Raw genomic sequence first — 21587 nt, 5'->3', positions numbered from 1 at the left:
GGTAAATGTATTTTAGGGAGGTTCTCATATGGATGTAGCTCTCATGTCAATGGCTTTAAGCCAAAATCAATTCCAGCAGCAAGCCTCTATTTCCATCTTGAAAAAAGCAATGGATCAAGGGGAAGGAAATGCAGAATTGCTTAATAAAATGCTTTCCGAAGTAGATGTACAAGCTCTGCAGCATGCAGCACAGCCACATTTAGGCGGCAATATTGATTTAAAATTATAGTAGAACTAAAGGAGCACCCATAACTGGTTGCTTCTTTTTTGATGCATTAGAAAAGAATACTTTATGTTATAGATATTCATGGAATGTTCAAACGGAATTTCAACTTTAGTATAGACAGCACGGTGTCTACTAGAGCATTAAACACTATATTCATTCTCTATCAAGATAGAGGGCTCATGTTTATTTTTAACATGAGCCCTCGAAAAGATATTAAACATTGACTTTTTCGATTTTCCTAATGGATAAGCTCTTTAAAATCTTCACTTCCCGCAACACCTTTTATTCGTATTGATGAGTCCTTCCGTAAATCGAAATATTCATCATGAATTTTTATTAAAGGCTGGTGTGGTTCGTTTTCGTGAATAAAGAGAATTTGGGCTTCTTCTCCATTATTTAATGTTACTTTTTCAAGAAGATTTTGCCTCATGATATACTTAACAAACGGAGTGACAATTCCTGGATTTAATAAATGATTATGGGCTGCGTCAACAAGCTCATATGCACCGAGAACAAGCGAATCTTTCTCACTTGTACGATGTTTCATCCTCATCCGATTGAAGTAGTCAGCAGTGGAAATAATTTGGATAAATAACGGAATATCCTTTTCCTTCAGCTGACTCGGGTATCCGCTTCCATTTAATCGTTCATGGTGATACAGAGCAGCGATCGGAACGATCGGCTCTAAATCAGGGATTGACTTTAGCAATTGATAACCCATTTCTGTATGCTCTTGAATTCTTTTTAAATCGTCATCATTTTGCCCAAAATCCATGCTGTTTACGTCGTCTGTCAAGCGTATCATTCCGATATCATGGAATAGTCCCATTTCTGCTAGTAAAAGGCAGTCTTTTCGATTATAGCCAAGCAGTTTCCCCATAATGGCCGAAAATATACCGACATTAATACAATGTTGATAAAATTTCTCTTCTGTTTCTACTTCCGATTTAAGAACCTTTAAAATGGATAAGTCACAAAGTGATAAATCAATTAGCTTATGATAGCGTTTTTTCAACGGTGTAAGATCAATATTTTTATCTATTAATAGTGCTTCGAAAGTATTTTTTACAAAAGAATGAAAAGACTTATAAGGTTCGACACTAGGTGACTTTTTCCAATGGAAGGTTGAGCTTAACGTATCAAGATCTACAGCTACCTTCGTCCCGAAGCGATATCTTTGAAGCAGTAGAATATGGATTTCTTTTAAAATGATTCCTTTTTTTAATAAAAGGATTCCTTGTTCCGAATAGATGTCTTCACCAAGTGGGTGACCTACTAAATCAAATGATATATTTACTTTTTCCATATTAAAATCACTCCAATTAATTTCCCATTCTGTATATAAAGATAATCATTTATTAATTGTATGTTTCGAATAAATATTTCCAACTTATATAAATATACCCACATCAAATTTACCATTTTCCAAATAATAAATATACTTAAATAAAGCATATTAGCAAAAATGGGTAAAACGAATTATCTTATTCAGAACCACATTTATGCTAAAAGTAACGGTTGGATTTTTATAATAGATAATTGTGCCTATGTGAAATAATTAGCTATATCCCTTTAAGTTAAGCCCTACACAAAAACGACAAATTCCTCAAATTTTTTTCGAGTACTAGCAGGAGATTTATGGGGTAAAATAGAAATATATTCATATAGTCTTATTAAGTTAAGGCTAAGCGTTGTTGGAAAGGAACCCCCAAGACGACATTGGCAGGCCTGAAAGAGGCGCTCAGTATTTGCATAATGAAAAGGAGGAGTTCACATATGAATTTTAACATTCGTGGTGAAAACATTGAGGTAACTCCAGCAATTAGAGAATACGTTGAGAAGAAAGTGATGAAGTTGGAACGGTACTTTACAGAATCTCCTGAAGCAACTGTTCATGTAAACTTAAAAACGTATCAAGATAAGACTTCTAAAGTAGAAGTAACGATTCCAATGCCGAATTTAGTTCTTCGTGCAGAGGAAATTCACGATGATATGTATGCAGCGATTGACTTAATTTCTGATAAATTAGAGCGTCAAATCCGCAAGCATAAAACAAAAGTAAACCGTAAATTCCGTGAAAAAGGGAATATTCCAGCGATGTTCGTAACACTGGATGAATCAGAAAGAACTCCAATCGAAGAGGAGCATGAGCTTGAAGTCGTTCGCCAAAAGAGCTTTGACTTAAAGCCAATGGATAGTGAAGAAGCCATTTTACAAATGAATATGTTAGGTCATAGCTTCTATGTATTTACAAATGCAGAAACAAGCTTAACTAACGTAGTATATAAGCGAAAAGACGGCCGTTATGGCTTAATTGAAGCACAGTAATGGAAGTGACAACCCCGTATTCATCGAGTGCGGGGTTTTTACTTTATCCCGCATTTAATGGGCTTGAGTTTCAGGTTATTGTGAGTGACCCCGTTTTTAATCAAAATAGGGAGCTGAATGTAAATGACGTTTTCGATTGTTGGGTTTGATCCAAATGAAAAAGAATGGGGCATTGCCGTCCAGTCTAAATTTCTTGGAGTCGGTGCGGTCGTTCCGTTTGCAAAAGCTGGAGTCGGTGCAGTCGCAACTCAGTCGTTTGCCAATACATCATATGGTCCGATGGCGCTCCAGTTAATCGAGCAAGGAAAAACAGCACAGGAAGCGTTGGAGCTCATAACAAAAGATGATCAGCAGAAAGGGCTGCGTCAAGTTGGTATCATTGACGTAAACGGCAATCCAGCTACTTTTACCGGGGCAAGCTGTTATGAGTGGGCCGGCGGAATAGTGGGTCCTTATTTTGCAGCACAAGGAAATATATTAGTTGATGAACGAACAGTTCAGGCTATGGCCAAAACCTTTGAAAGTTCGAAAGGAGCTTTAGCTGATCGGCTTCTTGCTGCCTTAGATGCAGGCCAACAGGCTGGTGGCGATAGTCGAGGCCAACAATCTTCAGCTTTATTAATTGTAAAAGAAAAAGGTGGCTATGGTGGATTTAATGATCGTTATATTGATTTGCGTGTCGACGATCATCCTGAGCCAATCAAGGAGCTTATGCGAATTTATCAGCTACAGCAGCTTTATTTTGCCCCAGCCAAGGCCAAAAACATCGTGCAGATTGAAGGGGAAGTGAAAACAGAGCTTGCTAGAGAATTAATTCGTCTACAATATATAGAATCAGACTATAATGAAGAACAACTCTTGAATGGATTAACAGCTTATATACATAAAGAAAATTTCGAAGCACGTGAACAGACTCGCGGAAAAATGGATCTAGATTTACTTGCACATATGAAAAAACAAAAGCAATAAACGATGATAGCAGCAGATAAAATGGGAAGTCACTGATAAAACCGAAAAGTCGCTGATAAAACCGAAAAGTCGCTGATAAAACCAAAAAAGCCTTAAAAAAATATAAATGTTTCAAATCATGTCATGGCTTGCCCACCCAAAAATTTCCTAAATATTACACTTAACCTCGCATTAGTTGTCACTCAAAACTGAAAGTGGTAATATTAATAAGGAATAATACGAATTTTCTTGAGAGGATTCTGCTGGATAGAAGCGAATCTTTTTTTCGGCTAGTAGGAAAGTTTAAGCTTATTAATATGCTAAAGTAAGATTACATTCAAATAAATTACTGCTAATCACACCGCATAAGAAAAGCTAAGGCATTCGCCGAAAGGACTTGGCGAATGCCAAGTTTTTCTAATAGGAGAGCTTGTTATCATTTCAGAAGCACAAACCTAATTGCAAAAAATATTACTAAGTTGGGGATTATCGACCTCATATTTAATATAAAGGAGCGTTTTAAATGCTTGGGATTTTAAATAAAGTATTCGACCAAAATAAACGCGAAATTAAACGACTTACGAAAACCGCTGAGCAGGTTGAAGCGCTTGCTTCAGAGATGGAAAAGCTATCTGATGATGAACTTCGTGGAAAGACGGAGGAATTTAAAGCACGTTATCAAAAAGGTGAAACACTTGATGACTTGCTTGTCGAGGCTTTCGCCGTAGTTCGTGAAGGGGCGAGACGTGTACTTGGCCTCTATCCTTATCCTGTTCAGTTAATGGGGGGCGCTTCTCTTCATGACGGAAATATTTCGGAAATGAAAACAGGGGAAGGAAAAACATTAACTTCAACGATGCCTGTTTATTTAAATGCTTTATCAGGCAAAGGTGTTCACGTTGTGACAGTAAACGAATACCTTGCTAGTCGTGATGCGAATGAAATGGGTCAGCTTTACGAATTTCTAGGAATGACAGTGGGCCTTAACTTAAACGGTCTTACAAAAGAAGAGAAACAAGCAGCCTATGCCGCTGATATTACGTACAGCACCAATAATGAGCTTGGTTTCGATTACTTGCGTGACAATATGGTCCTTTATAAAGAACAAAAGGTACAGCGTCCACTTTATTATGCAGTCATTGACGAGGTTGACTCGATTTTAATTGATGAGGCTCGTACACCTTTAATTATTTCCGGAACAGCCCAAAAATCGACGGCTCTTTATATTCAAGCAAATGGGTTTGTCCGTACGTTGAAAAAAGAAGAAGATTACACATATGATGAAAAAACAAAAGGAGTTCAGCTGACTGAAGAAGGAATGACGAAGGCTGAACGTGCTTTCGGAATTGAGAATTTATTTGATATTTCGCATGTAACATTGAATCATCATATTACACAGGCATTGAAAGCTCATTCAAGCATGCATCTTGATGTTGACTATGTTGTGCAAGAAGGAGAAATCGTCATTGTAGACCAGTTTACAGGCCGCCTTATGAAAGGCCGCCGTTATAGTGACGGCCTTCACCAAGCCATTGAGGCAAAAGAAGGGCTTGAAATTCAAAATGAAAGTATGACGTTAGCAACGATTACATTCCAAAACTATTTCCGGATGTATGAAAAGCTAGCTGGTATGACAGGTACTGCCAAAACAGAGGAAGAGGAATTCCGCAATATTTATAATATGAATGTTGTTGTCATCCCGACGAATCGTCCGATTACCCGTGATGATCGTGCAGATTTAATCTATTCTTCTGTCGATGGAAAGTTCCGAGCAGTTGTAGAAGATATTGCAGATAGGAACAAAAAAGGACAGCCTGTTCTTGTAGGGACAGTTGCAATTGAAACTTCTGAATTGATTTCGAAATATTTAACGAAAAAGGGAATTCGTCATAATGTGTTGAATGCGAAAAATCATGGGCGTGAAGCCGAAATTATACTTGATGCAGGTGAACAAGGCTCAGTAACGATTGCGACAAACATGGCTGGACGTGGTACCGACATTAAGCTCGGTGAGGGAGTTAAAGAATTAGGCGGTTTAGCTGTAATTGGCACAGAAAGACATGAGAGCAGACGGATTGATAACCAGCTGCGCGGACGTTCTGGACGTCAAGGTGACCCAGGGGTTACGCAATTCTATCTATCAATGGAAGATGAATTAATGCGTCGTTTCGGCTCTGACAACATGAAATCGATGATGGAGCGTCTCGGAATGGATGATTCTCAGCCAATTCAAAGTAAAATGGTTTCAAAAGCGGTTGAATCTGCTCAGAAGCGCGTGGAAGGCAATAACTTTGATGCACGTAAACAGCTTCTTTCTTACGATGATGTACTTCGTCAACAACGTGAAATTATTTATTCACAGCGTAATGAAGTATTAGAATCTGAGAATCTTCGTGATATCGTCGAAACGATGATTTCAACATCGCTTGAACGTAATGTCGCAGCATTTGCTTCTGCTGGCACCGATGAGGAAGAATGGAATTTGCCGGGCCTTATTGATTATGTAAACGGCAACCTTTTACATGAAGGAGACATTACGTTAGATAGTCTTCGTGGCAAAGATCCAGAAGAAATAACAGAAATGATTTTTACGAAAGTAAAAGAACGTTATAATGAAAAAGAAGAAATCCTCCAATCTGAACAAATGCGTGAGTTCGAAAAGGTTATCGTTCTTCGTGCAGTTGATTCAAAATGGATTGATCATATTGATGCGATGGATCAGCTGCGCCAAGGTATTCACCTTCGCGCATATGGCCAAATCGATCCGCTTCGCGAGTATCAGCAGGAAGGCTTTGCGATGTTTGAGCATATGATTGCAGCTGTGGAAGAAGATGTTGCTAAATATATTATGAAGGCTGAAATTCGCAATAACCTTGAGCGTCAGGAAGTCGCAAAAGGTCAAGCTGTTAACCCGAAGGAAGAAGGAGAAAAGGTTAAGAAAAAGCCCGTTGTTAAGCAAATTAATGTTGGGCGCAACGATCCATGTATTTGTGGAAGCGGGAAAAAATATAAAAACTGCTGTGGTGCTAATTAACTTTAGCGAGAAGATTTTTTTAGGACAGAACCTAGCTTTTAAAGGCTGGCAAAGCTGTTTAAGTTGGCTGAGCCAGCTTTCATTTTGTTTTTTTATTATTGTTTTATTACTAAAGGCTGTATTAAAGTAATTTTGCCATTTTGTTGATTGGAGCGGAAATCAGCAGGTATGTTTAACAAAAGGCCATATAAATAATTAACATCAAATTTTTTAGAGGTGATGAAATGGAATTAGCAGATATTCGAAATGAATTAGAAAAAACAGCTAAGCGATTGGCGGACTTTAGGGGGTCTCTTTGACTTAGAAAACAAAGAGGCAAGAATTGCAGAGCTCGATGATACGATGCTTCAACCTGGCTTTTGGGATGATCAACAGAAGGCGCAGGTTGTTATCGGTGAATTAAATGGACTAAAGGATCAAGTCAATGAGCTGTATGATTTAAATGAAACATATGAAAATTTGGAATTAACATATGAGCTTGTAAAAGAGGAAGAAGACAAGGAACTGCAAGACGAGCTTCAACAGGAATTGAAGGAAATGACGAAACGCCTCAATGAGTTTGAGCTTCAGCTTCTTCTTAGTGAGCCATATGATAAAAATAATGCAATTTTAGAACTTCATCCGGGTGCTGGTGGAACTGAATCACAGGATTGGGGATCCTTGCTCTTAAGGATGTATACCCGCTGGGCTGAAAAGAAAGGCTTTAAAGTTGAAACTCTTGATTATTTACCTGGTGATGAGGCCGGAATAAAAAGCGTCACACTCAGCATTAAAGGTCATAATGCGTATGGTTATTTAAAAGCGGAAAAAGGAGTTCATCGCCTTGTAAGAATTTCACCATTCGATTCTTCGGGTCGCCGCCACACATCCTTCGTTTCATGTGACGTGATGCCTGAATTTAATGATGAGATTGATATTGATGTTCGCACAGAGGACTTGAAAATTGATACGTATCGCTCAAGTGGTGCAGGTGGACAGCACGTCAATACGACAGATTCAGCAGTACGGATTACACACTTGCCCACCGGGATTGTCGTAACATGCCAAACAGAACGCTCACAAATTAAAAACCGTGAACACGCAATGAAAATGCTAAAGTCGAAGCTTTATCAAAGAAAAATTGAAGAGCAGGAGCAGCAATTAGCAGACATTCGCGGCGAACAAAAGGAAATCGGCTGGGGAAGTCAAATTCGCTCATACGTTTTCCATCCATATTCAATGGTTAAAGATCATCGAACAAATACCGAGGTTGGGAATACCCAATCAGTCATGGATGGAGAGATTGACCTCTTCATTGATGCGTTCCTTCGTTCGAAATTAAGTTAAACAATTGTATGATGATATAAAGAAAAGCCTTTGCTGAGGATCATTTGAAAATCGGCAAAGGCTTTTAAATTTTGAAATAATGGGCGTTTGCCTAAGATGTGGTAGGGACGAGGTGAATTTTAGACGCAGATTTTTTTCTGAAGCTGATTAATTTGTGTTTCGTGGATTCCACTTTTTCTACTTAAGTATTCAATATCGATTTTTGTCCCAATTAATTCTCTTACTATAACTCGGAAAGTTTTTTCCTGTTGTTCCAACTTTGTTTCTATATGCTTAAAGTGACTTCTAAACTCGGTGGCATGATTTTCGACTGTTTCTTGAAGGTTGTGAAGTCCGACCTCGACATTCCCTAACCTTTCTTTTACCTCAGTCATCTCATTTTCAATCACAGAAAGTCTTCCTTTTATCTCAGTCATTTCATTTTCAACCACATAAAGTCTTTCATTTATACCAATGAATTGTTCATCGACAGCCAAGAATTGTTCTTCAATAGCATTGAATCGTTCATCGACAGCTATGAATTGTTCGTCAATAGCATTGAATCGTTCATCGACAGCTATGAATTGTTCGTCAATAGCATTGAATCGTTCATCGACAGCTATGAATCGCTCGTCAATAGCATCAAATCGTTTATCAACTGCATCCAATCGCTCATCAATGGAGTCGAATCTTCGTGTATGATCTTTTAGTTGGGACAAAATTTCATTTAATATCTTCTCCATTATTTCACCTCCTCTTTTCGACATTATAGCACAGATTTGTAAATAGGTTCTGTTTAGAAGATAATACTTAAACATGTTTCCTTCAATCATCTTGAAAAGAGTTTTTTACCCTTTAACACAGTAGTCCAATGGCATTTACACAATAACGGTACCATGCTATACTCACGCTGGTAACTTTGGGGAAACTAGGCACATGATAGAAGATTTCCCTCAATCATAAATAGGAATGAACGCTCAAATAAGGGGATAATATATGGGGAAAAATAATATAGTAGATAATTCGAAGTTTCTTACTCTGCAGGAATACTTATCTGTACTTATTGGTTCTACTATTGTAGGGATTACGTTTAATGTGTTCTTGCTTCCGAATCAAATTGCTTCAGGTGGAGTAAGTGGAATTAGTACTATATTAGCTGCTGTCGTGAATTGGGAGCCTGCTTATGTACAATGGGCTTTTAATATTCCGCTTTTTATAGCAGGTGTCGTTCTATTAGGGAAACAATTTGGTGCAAAAACGCTTGTTGGAACTGTTTTTTTGCCGTTTATTGTTTATTTAACAAAGGGATTTGGAGCCTGGACACATGAGCCGTTGCTAGCTGCCCTATTTGGCGGAATCGGAGTTGGGATTGGAATTGGCATTGTTTTTCGAGGAAAAGCCTCGACAGGAGGGACAGATCTAGCTGCACAAATTATTAATAAGTATACGGGATTAACTTTAGGAACTTGTGTCGCGCTAATTGATGGGTTAATTGTCCTTACGGCAGCCATTGTATTTGATATTGAAAGAGGACTTTATGCCTTAATTGGTCTTTATGTTACGAGTAAAACAATCGATCTTGTTCAGGTCGGTTTCAACCGTTCGAAATTGATTTTTATCATTACAGAGAAACAATGTGAAGTTCGAGATGGAATCTTGCATAAAATTGATAGAGGTGTGACAAAACTAACAGCATACGGTGGTTATACTGATAATGAACGTCCAATCCTCATGTGTGTCGTAGATCAAACCGAGTTCACGAAATTGACACAATTAGTCAAGAGTATTGATTCTACAGCATTTGTTATTGTTACCGATGCATCCGAGGTACTTGGAGAGGGTTTCAAACGGGTTTAAAATTGGTATAATGTAGCTGTAGTATGTAATTTTTCCAATAGGAGGTTTTACAGTGAAGAAAAAGCTTCTAGCATTTCTTATGGGTACTTCTCTTGTTCTTGCTGCCTGTGGTGGCGGTACTGACACTTCAAAAGAGAAAGATACAGGTACAACGACTGGCGGCGAAACAACAGCTAATGCTGGCGACGCTCAAAAGTTTTATGATCAAAAATGTTCTAGCTGCCACGGCGGAAATCTTGAAGGTGGTGTGGGACCTGCTCTTGATAAAGCTGGCTCAACTTACTCAAAAGAAGATATTGAAAACATCATTGCTAATGGTCAAGGTGCAATGCCAGCAGGCCTATTAAAAGGCGATGAAGCATCACAAGTGGCTGAATGGTTAGCTGCTAAAAAGTAATTAAAAATGAATTTGGTTTTATTTACATATAAACCAAATTGAAGTACATTTTGGGATGAAATCTATTGGTTTCATCCTTTTATTTTTATGGAATCACCCTATTTTTTATATAGTAGAAATCCCTCAGATCATTTGCACCACATATGTTTTTATGAGTAATCCTAAAAGCCCTTCATCGAATCCCATTTACATGTCTTTCGGCACTGATGTAGTTATTAAATCCAACCTTTATAAATATTTCCATATAGTCATTGTGGTTTTGGTAAAATAGTCCATTGGTAGGTAATTATGCCATGTAACAGCTTCTTTGAAAAGAAAATGTAATATTATTTCAGCGTTTTTGACAAAATATGATGTTATAATTATTTATGTACAAGAATGAAAGAAGAATTTTGTCGAAAAAATAATTCGATTTATCATACATTAGCTTTAAGTTATTTCTAAAACATTTATGAAGACAATAGATATTGGGTGGTATAATAAATGATCGAAATGCAAGATGTATATAAGAAATATCCGAACGGTGTAATTGCTGCGAATGGAATTGATGTACACATTAAACCAGGAGAATTTGTCTATGTCGTAGGACCTAGTGGTGCGGGAAAATCTACTTTTATCAAAATGATGTACAGAGAAGAAAAGCCAACAAGTGGAACGATTATGATTAATGGTGTAAACCTTGCAAAATTAAAAAATAGTAAAGTACCTCTTCTTCGTCGTAATATTGGCGTTGTTTTTCAAGATTTTAAATTACTACCGACTTTATCAGTCTATGAAAACGTAGCTTTTGCACTCGAAGTGACAGAAGAACAACCGAAATATATTAAAAAACAAGTGATGGAAACGTTAGATCTTGTTAATTTGAAGCATAAAGCACGGATGTTGCCAACAGAGCTGTCAGGGGGAGAACAACAGCGTGTTTCAATTGCTCGCTCAATTGTAAACGCACCAAAGGTTGTTATTGCCGATGAGCCAACAGGAAACCTTGATCCGGAAACATCATGGGAAATTATGAACATCTTTGATGAAATTAACACAAGGGGAACGACAGTCGTGATGGCCACACATAATAAGGAAATCGTAAATACGATTAAACATCGTGTTATTGCGATTGAAAGCGGAAAAATCGTTCGTGATGAGCAGAGAGGGGAATATGGCTATGAAAGCTAGAACCTTGCGCCGTCATTTTCGTGAAAGTCTCAAAAGCCTTGCTAGAAATGGATGGATGACCTTTGCCTCTGTGAGTGCCGTCACTGTAACGCTCATTTTAGTAGGTGTGTTTTTCGTCATTATGATGAATCTTAATAAAGTCGCAGTAGATCTCGAGGAGCAAGTAGAGATTCGCGTTCACATCGATGTTACGGCAAATGAACAAGATCAGAAAAGTTTACAACAAAAGATTGAAAAAATCCCAGAAGTAAAAACAGTTCGCTTTTCTCCAAAGGAAGAGGAACTGGATAATTTAATTAAAAGTTTTGGGGAAGATGGAGAAGCCTATAAATTGTTTGAACAGGATAATCCATTGAATGATGTATTGGTAGTAAAAACGAAAAATCCGACAGATACGATAAAAACTGCCGAAAAAATTGAAAAATTGGAATACGCAGCAAAAGTTAAATATGGTCAAGGGAAAATAGAAAAGCTCTTTTCCTTTATTAAGCTAAGCCGAAATATTGGACTTGTGCTCATTGTCGGCTTGTTGTTTACAGCTATGTTTTTAATTTCAAATACAATCAAAATTACGATTATGGCTAGAAGAAGAGAAATCGAAATCATGCGATTAGTTGGAGCGACAAACACCTTTATTAGGTGGCCCTTCTTTCTTGAAGGATTTTGGCTTGGGATTCTCGGTGCAGTATTGCCGATCGTACTAATCACCACATCCTATCGGTATACATTCGATTTCTTGGCACTCAAGTTAAAGGGAATAGATATTGAATTGCTCCAGTTTAACCCTTTTGTTTATCAATTATCAGGCTTGCTAATTATAATAGGTGCACTAATAGGAGTTTGGGGTAGTTTAATGTCAGTTAGGAAGTTCTTAAAGGTGTAATATATATAAAGGCAATTTTAACGCTGTGGCCTTGAAGAGATTTATTCTCTTTGAGGCTTTTTTTAAAGAGGCTGTGTTAAACAAAGGACTTAGTAACGCTGACTTATTGGATCTCTCTAAAGGCTGAAGCCTTTAGAGAGATCTTAATACGCTAAGCCTGATTGTGTTTTTTAATAGGAGGATAATATGTGGAAGTTATATGATTCACTCATCGATCAAGTTGAAGATGATGTAGTTGTGTCTGAAATGATCGTCGGATTAGCTTGGACGGCAGCCCGTTCTAAATCAATAGGTTTAGCAATGAGCTCGCGCCGACCGCTATCGCCATCCCCTCTGTCAGGAAACTGTCAAGGAAAAACAGTGAAGGAATTAGCAAAACGGATTAAATCATGGGAGTTTTTCGAAGCTTCCATCGGATTGAGTGCGATTAACTCTGTTTTAAACAATGATGAACATATTTTAAAAATGGAACAAAGCGGCTTCCGCCAATTACCTGCAGGAAGTGCCTTTGATCTAATTGCTGAAAATGCAAAAGGAAAAAAAGTAGCAGTTATCGGACATTTTCGAAATATGGGTAAGCTTGCGGAGCAATGTGAATTAACCATATTAGAAAGAAAGCCTACTGCTGGCGACTTACCTGATCCTGCAGCGGAATACATACTTCCAGAGCAGGATGTAGTGCTGCTCACTTCGTCGACACTTATTAATAAAACAGCACCTAGACTACTTGAATTATCGAAAAATGCGGTGACGATTATGATAGGTCCGAGTACTCCGTTTTCACCAGTCTTATTTGATATGGGCGTTGATATTATTAGCGGATTGATTGTGGAAGAAGAGGATAGAGTCCTTCGCTGTGTTCAGGAAGGTGGAGGTGTTCGAACTTTTCGCAATTCGATCAAATACATAAATATGTCAAGGAAAGGATTTTCATTTTAACTAGTACTTTTTATAAATCTGCCTTCATAACTCGTCCATTTCATTCATATATTTTATTAGCAAAGACATCCCATTTCCTTTGTGGGATGTTTTTTATTTTTTAAAGAGGATTCTAGCTGCATGTAGCGAACAAAAAAATAGTCCTATTTTTTAGTTAGGAAGGGGGATAAGGTTTGAAGAAGAAATGGCTCATGCTTTGCATGATTGGCTCGTTATTAACCGGCGCTTTTGGCACCTTTCTTGGGCTGCAGTGGTTTAATCAGCAAGAGGTCAAGCCATTAGATGTTGGAGGATTAAATAATCAGCAAGAGACAGCCGCAGTTAGTAAGGAAAAAATAGAGAAAATCCAAAGGGCGTATAGTTTAATTTTAAATAGCTATGTCGAAGAAGTGGCGGAAAATCAACTTATCGAAGGAGCGATTCAAGGGATGCTGGCAACCCTTGATGATCCTAATTCTGTCTATATGGATCAGGAAACAGTAAGACAATTTAATGAGTCTTTAGAGCCTTCATTTGAAGGGATTGGGGCTGAGGTCAGCAAGGAGGACGGGAAAATAATTATTGTCTCTCCGTTCAAAGATTCGCCTGCTGAAAAAGCTGGTTTAAAGCCGCGGGATCGAATATTGATGGTTGATGGTGAAAGTGTTGAAGGCTTAGATTTATTTGAAGCCACTCTAAAAATTAGAGGGAAGAAGGGTACAAAGGTTAAATTAGCAATAGCCCGCCAAGGATTAAGCGCCCCTCTAATTATTGAGGTGAAACGTGATGAAATTCCGCAAATTACGGTTCATTCTAATTTGAAAAAGCAAAATGGGAAGGAAATTGGCTATATCGAGATTACTTCCTTTGCCGAAAATACCGCAAAAGAATTTATGAAAGAATTAAATACATTAGAAAAAAAGAAAATAGACGGACTCATTATTGATGTACGTGGGAACCCAGGAGGATTTTTAGAATCAGTCCGAGATATTTTAAAGGAGTTTGTCACAAATGATAAACCATATATCCAAATTGAAGGACGAAAAGGCGAAAAGAAACGATATTTTTCAAGTTTAACAAAGGCTAAAGAATATCCGATCGTTGTACTTGTTGATAAGGGGAGTGCATCTGCTTCTGAGATTTTAGCTGGAGCTATGAGTGAAGCACAAGGGTATATGATTATTGGCGAGACAACATATGGAAAAGGGACGGTTCAGCAGCCGGTGTCGATGGGGGATGGCAGCAATATAAAGTTAACATTATTTAAATGGCTCACACCAAATGGAAATTGGATTCATAGAGAGGGAATTAAGCCAACGCTAGAAGTGAAGCAGGCTGCTATCTTTAATACGCATCCTCTTCAACTAGGAGAAGCATTAGTGAAGGATATGAACAATGAGCAGGTGAAAAATGCCCAGGAAACATTAGCAGCCCTCGGATACTCACCAGGAAGGGAGGATGGCTATTTCAGTGATACTACTGTGACCGCCGTTAGAGCATTCCAACAGCAAACGGGACTTGAAGTAAATGGAGAAATCAATCAAAATACAGCCATAGCACTAGAACAAGCAGTTCTCACCGAAATGAAAAAAGAAGAAAACGACACCCAACTCCAAACGGCCCTGCGCATAGTATCCCGCTAAAAATCAAGGTGCCAAAATCAAGGTGCCAAAATCAAGGTGCCAGGCACCACTCATGGACAAATCACCGATTTTGTCCACGGGCGGTGCCTGGCACCGTTTGTGTTGGAAATGGAAAAAGTAGTTGCTGAAAGGGTAATATTGGACTATAATAGGCTAGTATTGATAATGATTATCAATTTCATTTTATGTGAAAGGGTGAAGCTAATTATGTCCATTCTTACCGTTGATCAAGTAGCAGTAGGTTATCCAAATGCAATGATTATTGACGGGTTAAGCGTTACAATTCCTGAAAGGCAAATTACGACAATTATTGGTCCGAATGGTTGTGGAAAATCCACTTTACTTAAGGCGATCTCGAGAATACTTAAAACCCAAAAAGGTGCTGTTTATTTAGATGGTCGTGCGATTCAGCAGCTACATACGAAAGAGATTGCGAAGAAAATGGCAATTTTGCCACAGACTGCGGAAGCACCGCCAGGCCTGACGATTTTTGAGCTTGTTTCATATGGAAGATTTCCTCATCAACGAGGGTTCGGAACTTTGAAAAAAGAAGATTTCGATCATATTCATTGGGCAATTGAAGTGACAGGCTTAACTGATTTAAAAGATCGTCCTGTTGAAGCATTATCAGGTGGACAACGTCAGCGTGTATGGATCGCAATGGCTTTAGCCCAGGATACTGAAATATTAATCCTTGATGAGCCAACAACGTATTTAGATTTGGCCCATCAATTAGATATTCTTTTACTCCTTAAAAGATTAAATGAGGTTGAAGGGCGAACCATTGTCATGGTTCTTCATGATTTAAACCATGCCTCTCGTTTTTCTCATTATATGATTGCGATGAAAGATGGAAGCATTATTACAAAGGGTTCACCTGAAAAAGTGATGACATGCGAGAATTTACAAGCCGTGTTTAATATTAATGCGAAGTTAATGGCTTGTCCGTTTAGTAGAAATCCAATCTGTCTTTCTTATCAATTAACAAAAGAATCCGAGTGTTTACAATCAGCAGATTCATTGTAAAGGAGAACAAACGATGACTGTTGTAGAAACCAACTCAGAAAACATCCAAAAGACTTCCAAAAGTTTACGCCATCTTAAGGCAAGCTTCCTTCTTATTAGTGGAGTGGTAGGACTTATATTGTCGATTGGATTCTCTATTTCTTTCGGTGCAGCTGATATTGAATTAAAAACTGTTTGGGAGGCAGTATTTACATTTAATGCTGATTTAACACCTCATCAAATTATTCAAGAAATACGCTTGCCCCGGGTATTAGGTGCTGCAATGGTAGGTGCTTGCTTTGCGGTGGCTGGCTCTATTATGCAAGGAATGACTCGAAATCCATTAGCCGATTCAGGCTTGCTTGGATTAAATGCAGGAGCAGCTTTTATGCTTGCTATTAGTTTTGCCTTTTTCCCAGGTTTGCCATATATGTATATTATTTTGTTTTCATTTGTAGGAGCTGCAATTGGTGCCATTCTTGTATATGGAATAGGATCAATGGCAAAGGGTGGTTTAACACCGATGCGACTTGTGCTAGCAGGAGCAGCTGTTAGTGCATTGTTAGCTGCGCTCAGTGAAGGAATTGCCATTTACTTTCGGATTGGGCAAGACTTGGCCTTTTGGTATGCAGGTGGTGTGTCGGGTACAAAGTGGGAAAACTTAGAGATTATGTTTCCATTAGTAGCGGTAGCTTTAATTGGTGCTATTTTTCTATCAAAATCAATCACATTACTGAGTCTTGGAGATGAGGTTGCTACTGGACTGGGGCAGAATACAGGACGAATTAAGTTTTTTGGTGCAATCATTGTACTCGTTTTGGCAGGGACAGCAGTATCAGTTGTAGGGGCTGTCGGGTTTGTCGGATTAATTGTGCCGCATTTAACACGATTTTTAGTTGGCAACGATTATCGCTGGGTGATTCCATGTTCGGCCATTTTCGGAAGTTTATTAGTTGTGTTAGCCGATTTTGCAGCAAGGATAGTAAATCCCCCATATGAAACACCAATCGGCGCACTTATTTCATTAATCGGCGTCCCTTTCTTCCTTTATCTCGCGAGGAAAGGAGGAAAAGAACTGTGATTGAAAAACAGAATATCGAAGCTCATTATAAAAAAAGCAATCAAAGACGTTACATGATTTTATTAATCATCTTCTTGTTCATTATCGGTGTATTTATTATTAGCATGAATACGGGATATATTAGGCTAACACCATGGGAATTATTACATACTTTGTTTGGAATGGGAACAGAAAAACAAAGTTTAATATTATTTGAGTTTCGTTTGCCAAGAATTGTTTTATCGATTTTAGTTGGGATGGCTCTTGCTGTGGCAGGCTGCATTTTGCAAGGTGTTTCTCGGAATGCTTTAGCAGACCCCGGAATTTTAGGGATTAATGCAGGTGCAGGATTGGCGGTTATCTTGTTTATTTCTTTCTTTCCATCGACGACAGCAGTCCCGGTTTTCTTTCTGCCATTTTTAGCGTTTTTAGGAGCGGGAATAACGGCGGTCATTATATATTTGTTTGCCTATAAGCGAGGAGAGGGCATTTCACCAACAAGGCTATTATTGACAGGTGTTGCAGTGGCTGCAGGAATTAGTGCTGCAATGATTGTTTTGACATTGCGTTTGTCACCAGAAAACTATCAATTTGTTGCTGTTTGGTTAGCGGGTAGTATTTGGGGATCAAATTGGAAATTTGTACTCTCCTTATTGCCTTGGCTTCTTATACTATTACCCATTGTGTTATCGAAAGCTCGTGTTTTAAATACGTTGAATCTTGGGGAAATATCTGCAACAGGTCTTGGAGTAGCAATTGAAAAGGAGCGGTTAATTTTGCTGGCTGCAGCAGTAGGACTAGCAGGTGCGAGCGTGTCTGTAAGTGGAGGAATTGGTTTTATTGGTCTCATCGCTCCACATTTAGCCCGTCAATTAGTAGGAGGCAAGCACCAGATTCTCATTCCGGCTGCAGCATTAACTGGTGGGTTGCTATTATTACTTTCGGACACGATTGGACGATGGATCGTTCAACCATCTGAAATTCCAGCAGGGATTGTTGTTTCGGTCATTGGGGCACCTTATTTTCTCTATTTACTTGCTAAATCGAGGGCTTGATAAAGCTGCTTGTTGTGGGGAGAAGTGTACTCATTTGTTGAGAATGATTTTCTTTTTCATCTGTAGAAACTAGCCGATAGAGATTGGCTAATGTCAAAAAAAGTGATTTCATCTGGGAAACCAGCCGATAGAGCTCGTCTATTGAACAAAAAAGTAATACCATTCGAAGAACTATCCAATAGGGTATATACCTAACAAATTTAAAAGTTAGAACTCAGCATTTAAAAAATAACTATTAGTAGCAGGGAGAGAAATCTCCCTGCTATTTTTGCTTTTCAATTACATAGCCATATTATTTGGACTAACATTTTGATAGAATAAAGAGTAATAGATCATGATTGGATTTAAATGGGATCGAATTTTTTTCAATCACTGCAGTATGACATTTCTGAAATTGTTGAAAAGCATACAAATTGATAGACATTTTAGTAAGGTTGGTGACAAGGGTGGCTCAAGAGTGGTTAATTGAATTTTTAAAAGGGACAGGTAAGCTTTTTCTCCATCCTTTATTTTATTATTATTTTATTATTGCTGCGATATTAGGGGTTTCTCGTGTGAAACGGGAGAGAAAGAATTTCCATGTGCGTGCTGAGAATGCTTATTTTGAACTTCGACAACTTCTTCCACTAGGTATGATCATTGGACTATGCTTGTCATTCATTTCTATTGTTGCTGGTTTAGTCATTCCCATTGAGACGATTCTTTTTACAGCAGCCTTTACTTTTTTATGGAGCTTGACTACGAAGATAAGGTGGATGGCACCAGCCTATACATTAGGCTTTGCTTTTTTTGTGACCATTTTTGCCGTTGAACAACAATGGCCGTTGCCATCTTTCTTTACATCTGTTGCTAATTCGGAACAGACGGTCTTTCCGGCGATAGCTGTACTCTTAGCACTATTAATAGTTGGAGAAGGATTACTAATTTTTAAGAATGGGAGGAAAGGTACCTCTCCGAAGTTAATTAAAAGCAAACGTGGCCAAACCGTAGGTGTTCATGAAGTGAAACGGATTTGGATCATACCAATGTTTCTAGTTATTCCGGGTGAAGCATTGCCATCTCCATTTGAGTGGTGGCCAATGTTCTCGCTTGCTGGTGAATCATACTCAATCATACTTGTTCCATTTGCTATCGGTTTTTATAAACAAATACAAGGAATGCTTCCAATTGAAGCAATGAAAAAGACTGGAAAAAGAGTCATGGAGCTTGGAATTGTGATAACACTCCTATCTATTTCTGGGTATTGGTCGCCGCTTGCCTCGATTGCTGTTGTGACGCTAGCCATTATCGGACGTGAACTTATTACATTAAAACAAAGATTGAATGAGGAAAACCTGCCTTTTTATTTTTCTAAAAAAAATCAAGGTGTTTTGATCTTAGGCATTATCCCTGAATCCCCAGCAAGTCATATGGGTTTACAAATTGGTGAGCTTATTACGAAAGTAAACGGAATAAAAGTTTTCGATAAAAAAGACTTTTATGAAGCTCTATTAAAAAATCGTGCGCACTGTAAGCTTGAGGTTCTTGACGTCAATGGAGAAATCCGTTTTGTTCAGCGAGCTTTATTCGAGGGGGATCATCATGAGTTAGGCATTCTCTTCGTGCAGGATGATCGAAAGCAGGGGAATGAAGCGGTTTGATGTAATTTTTCATTAACTTCTGGAATAATGTCAAAATCTAACGGAAGGTTATTCACTATTATCCGGAATTAAAATAGAATCTCCCGGAACACAACTTCATTGATAATCGGAATAAAAAAAGGAGGGATTATGTCTCTCCTTTTTAATATATTTGTATTTTGAATGATTACTTAATTTGTTTTGAATCATAAAGCCATCTTATTAAAGGAGAGATAATTGATGCGGAGTCTTTTGTTAACGACTGAACCTCATCAAGATGAAACTTTTACAAGTTTTTTGTTAAGAATATGTCAGGAAAATAAATATGAGAGTATATATTGGATTACGAATTTAATCAATGTAGATATCAGACAATTAGTAAAACCAAACCCTAACAAAGTAAATTTGAGTCCATTAGGTCAATTATTAAGGATAGAAGAACAAGTACTATGGAATTTAACGTTTTATAGCGATACTATGTATTTTCAAAGTACAGGTGATACCAGTAGTTTCAAGGATCATGCGAATACTGAATATGATAAGGTTTGTCCGTCTTGTTTTGAAGAAGATCCTTATATTAGAAAGGTTTGGAATCTAAAAATTAACATGGCTTGTCCTAATCATTCATTATTACTAATAAATATATGTCCTAATTGCAATAAAAAGATTTCATCTATAAGGAGAGAGATTCATAAATGTAATTGCGGATTTAAATTAAATAATCTACCGAGAATAAAATTGAATGAGAGGGAAGTATTGCATAGTAAAATTATCATGAACGCTTTTTATGGAAAGCAGCTATATGAAATTATTAATGATTCAATATTGGGAAGACTTTCGTATTATTCCTTAACCAAACTAATCAATTCCTTTTGGTATAGAATCAATTTAGGTAGAAATGGAATTGGAATTAACCAAATTAATACTCAAGAAGTGGAATTATTTGAACAGCTTATTTCTATTTATGATTTGTTTATAGATTGGCCATTTAACTTTAGAGATTTTCTAGATAGAAATCAGCAGTATCCAACGTTCTTAAAGAATATAAAAAGAGATTTTTATACAAAATTATATGATCCTCAATTTCATATTTTCATTGAGGAATTTCGAAGATATGTAGAAGACCAAACAAAAAGGCCGACGACTTTTGGAAAGCACAATAAAAGTCATGTTAATTTAATTTCAAGGACACAGGCCATTAAGATGACTAATATGTCTATAAAGTTTTTTAATAACCTGGTTGAAAACGGTGTACTGGAAGAGTATGTTTATGTACATAATGATAACTTCATCACTAGAAGTATCACCTTTGAATCACTCGAAAATTTTATGGAATATAAGAAGTTTATAGTCTATAAAAAAGAGTTGGCTGAGTCAATTGGATTGAATCCTAAACACATAAATTTGTTCGAAGAAAATAATTGGATAAAGAGAATAGAGTTATTTAGTGAAAGAAATAATACAAAGTCTTATTACGATATAAGATTTGGTGAACAACTAATAAATAAAATAGAAAAAAATAATTTAATCTTTATTTCAGAAGAACAAAGCTCAGAGGGAAAATTTATTTCCTTTTCTAAATTTTTTAACCGTGCTGGGGCTAAAGGAATTACCTTTATTGAATTAATAGAAGTACTGATAAATGGATTTATAAATATATATAAAGTACCTGGAAAAAAACCATTTAAAGGCTATTTCTTTGATCTAGAGGAAAGTATATCTTTCATAAAAAAAACAAGGTACAGTAAATTTATTGAAAAAGTAATTAATTTGAATACAACGGAAGTGAGTAAATTGATAAAAATTCCTGAACACCATATGTCATCTTGGAATAAATTTGGCTTTTTAGGGGTTGAAAAGAACACTAATGAATTTTCTTACTACGAAATAGAGGAATTTGTTAATAACTATGTAACTATGGCTCAATTAATGAATAGATTTAAAACTTCAAGTATTAAATTACTGGATACATTATTAAAAAAAGGGATTTTTCCTGTTTCTGGTCCTATAATAAATGGCGGAACTGGATACATCTATAGAAAATCAGATCTAGGGCCCATTATGGAAGATATACCTAAGATAGATGTTGAAGAAAGGATATCAGAAATTATTTCCATTAGGGATAAAAATATTTAAAAA

Annotated in this window: 18 protein-coding genes; 16 read left to right on the top strand and 2 right to left on the bottom strand. The window is 37.3% G+C overall.

Going from position 1 to position 21587, the window contains the following annotated elements; genetic code table 11:
• Positions 1–28 precede the first annotated feature (28 nt).
• Positions 29–229 carry a YjfB family protein gene (locus tag KDN24_RS24015; protein ID WP_409973318.1) on the top strand — a complete coding sequence of 67 codons (201 nt, stop codon included), beginning with the start codon at positions 29–31 and terminating at the stop codon, positions 227–229.
• A gap of 235 nt (positions 230–464) precedes the next feature.
• On the opposite strand, the gene KDN24_RS24010 is transcribed toward KDN24_RS24015, so the two are convergent.
• A complete protein-coding gene (locus KDN24_RS24010) occupies positions 465–1532 on the bottom strand; it encodes an HD-GYP domain-containing protein (protein WP_409973319.1) in 1068 nt (355 codons plus the stop codon).
• 470 nt (positions 1533–2002) lie between these two features.
• Here KDN24_RS24010 and hpf point away from each other — a divergent pair, with 470 nt between their 5' ends.
• From hpf to prfB, 4 genes are all read left to right on the top strand, one after another.
• A complete protein-coding gene (gene hpf, locus KDN24_RS24005) occupies positions 2003–2554 on the top strand; it encodes a ribosome hibernation-promoting factor, HPF/YfiA family (protein ID WP_409973320.1) in 552 nt (183 codons plus the stop codon).
• Between the two features lie 123 nt (positions 2555–2677).
• Entirely contained in the window at positions 2678–3523 is an 846-nt protein-coding gene (locus tag KDN24_RS24000; protein ID WP_409973321.1) for a DUF1028 domain-containing protein, read from the top strand.
• 502 nt (positions 3524–4025) lie between these two features.
• Positions 4026–6536: a preprotein translocase subunit SecA gene (gene secA / locus KDN24_RS23995; RefSeq protein ID WP_409973322.1), complete on the top strand. Its 2511-nt coding sequence runs from the start codon at positions 4026–4028 to the stop codon at positions 6534–6536.
• Positions 6537–6760: 224 nt separating this feature from the next.
• A protein-coding gene (gene prfB / locus KDN24_RS23990) for a peptide chain release factor 2 (protein WP_409973323.1) occupies positions 6761–7862 on the top strand; the annotation gives its coding sequence in 2 pieces (ribosomal slippage) (positions 6761–6832 and positions 6834–7862; 1101 coding nt in all).
• A gap of 119 nt (positions 7863–7981) precedes the next feature.
• Here prfB and KDN24_RS23985 read toward each other — a convergent pair.
• Complete coding sequence (locus KDN24_RS23985; protein ID WP_491348201.1) at positions 7982–8584, bottom strand: hypothetical protein; 603 nt, start codon at positions 8582–8584, stop codon at positions 7982–7984.
• 253 nt (positions 8585–8837) lie between these two features.
• Here KDN24_RS23985 and KDN24_RS23980 point away from each other — a divergent pair, with 253 nt between their 5' ends.
• The 11 genes from KDN24_RS23980 to KDN24_RS23930 all read left to right on the top strand — a co-directional run bounded on the left by KDN24_RS23980 (position 8838) and on the right by KDN24_RS23930 (position 21584).
• On the top strand, positions 8838–9698 hold the full coding sequence (locus tag KDN24_RS23980) for a YitT family protein (protein ID WP_409973325.1): 861 nt from the start codon (positions 8838–8840) through the stop codon (positions 9696–9698).
• Positions 9699–9750: 52 nt separating this feature from the next.
• On the top strand, positions 9751–10095 hold the full coding sequence (gene cccB, locus KDN24_RS23975) for a cytochrome c551 (RefSeq protein WP_409973326.1): 345 nt from the start codon (positions 9751–9753) through the stop codon (positions 10093–10095).
• 483 nt (positions 10096–10578) lie between these two features.
• On the top strand, positions 10579–11265 hold the full coding sequence (gene ftsE, locus KDN24_RS23970; RefSeq protein WP_409973327.1) for a cell division ATP-binding protein FtsE: 687 nt from the start codon (positions 10579–10581) through the stop codon (positions 11263–11265).
• Complete coding sequence (ftsX, locus tag KDN24_RS23965) at positions 11255–12148, top strand: permease-like cell division protein FtsX (RefSeq protein ID WP_409973328.1); 894 nt, start codon at positions 11255–11257, stop codon at positions 12146–12148. Before ftsE ends, ftsX begins: the two co-directional genes overlap by 11 nt.
• 186 nt (positions 12149–12334) lie before the next feature.
• The gene (locus KDN24_RS23960; protein ID WP_409973329.1) at positions 12335–13087 is read left to right on the top strand and encodes a Rossmann-like domain-containing protein; all 753 of its coding nucleotides are present in this window, start codon (positions 12335–12337) and stop codon (positions 13085–13087) included.
• Between the two features lie 173 nt (positions 13088–13260).
• Complete coding sequence (locus KDN24_RS23955) at positions 13261–14709, top strand: S41 family peptidase (protein WP_409973330.1); 1449 nt, start codon at positions 13261–13263, stop codon at positions 14707–14709.
• A 207-nt stretch (positions 14710–14916) separates the two neighbouring features.
• Positions 14917–15735 carry an ABC transporter ATP-binding protein gene (locus KDN24_RS23950; protein ID WP_409973331.1) on the top strand — a complete coding sequence of 273 codons (819 nt, stop codon included), beginning with the start codon at positions 14917–14919 and terminating at the stop codon, positions 15733–15735.
• A 13-nt stretch (positions 15736–15748) separates the two neighbouring features.
• Entirely contained in the window at positions 15749–16795 is a 1047-nt protein-coding gene (locus tag KDN24_RS23945) for a FecCD family ABC transporter permease (RefSeq protein WP_409973332.1), read from the top strand.
• Between the two features lie 53 nt (positions 16796–16848).
• Positions 16849–17829 carry a FecCD family ABC transporter permease gene (locus tag KDN24_RS23940; protein WP_409973461.1) on the top strand — a complete coding sequence of 327 codons (981 nt, stop codon included), beginning with the start codon at positions 16849–16851 and terminating at the stop codon, positions 17827–17829.
• Positions 17830–18275: 446 nt separating this feature from the next.
• Entirely contained in the window at positions 18276–19469 is a 1194-nt protein-coding gene (locus tag KDN24_RS23935) for a PDZ domain-containing protein (RefSeq protein ID WP_409973333.1), read from the top strand.
• A gap of 219 nt (positions 19470–19688) precedes the next feature.
• On the top strand, positions 19689–21584 hold the full coding sequence (locus KDN24_RS23930) for a TniQ family protein (protein ID WP_491348200.1): 1896 nt from the start codon (positions 19689–19691) through the stop codon (positions 21582–21584).
• Positions 21585–21587: the final 3 nt, after the last annotated feature.

The sequence above is a fragment of the Cytobacillus sp. Bva_UNVM-123 genome (genome assembly GCF_046351715.2).
GTDB lineage: Bacteria > Bacillota > Bacilli > Bacillales > Cytobacillaceae > Cytobacillus.
The sequence above is the reverse complement of the archived record's forward strand: the minus strand, read 5'-3'. Positions and strand labels throughout refer to the sequence as shown.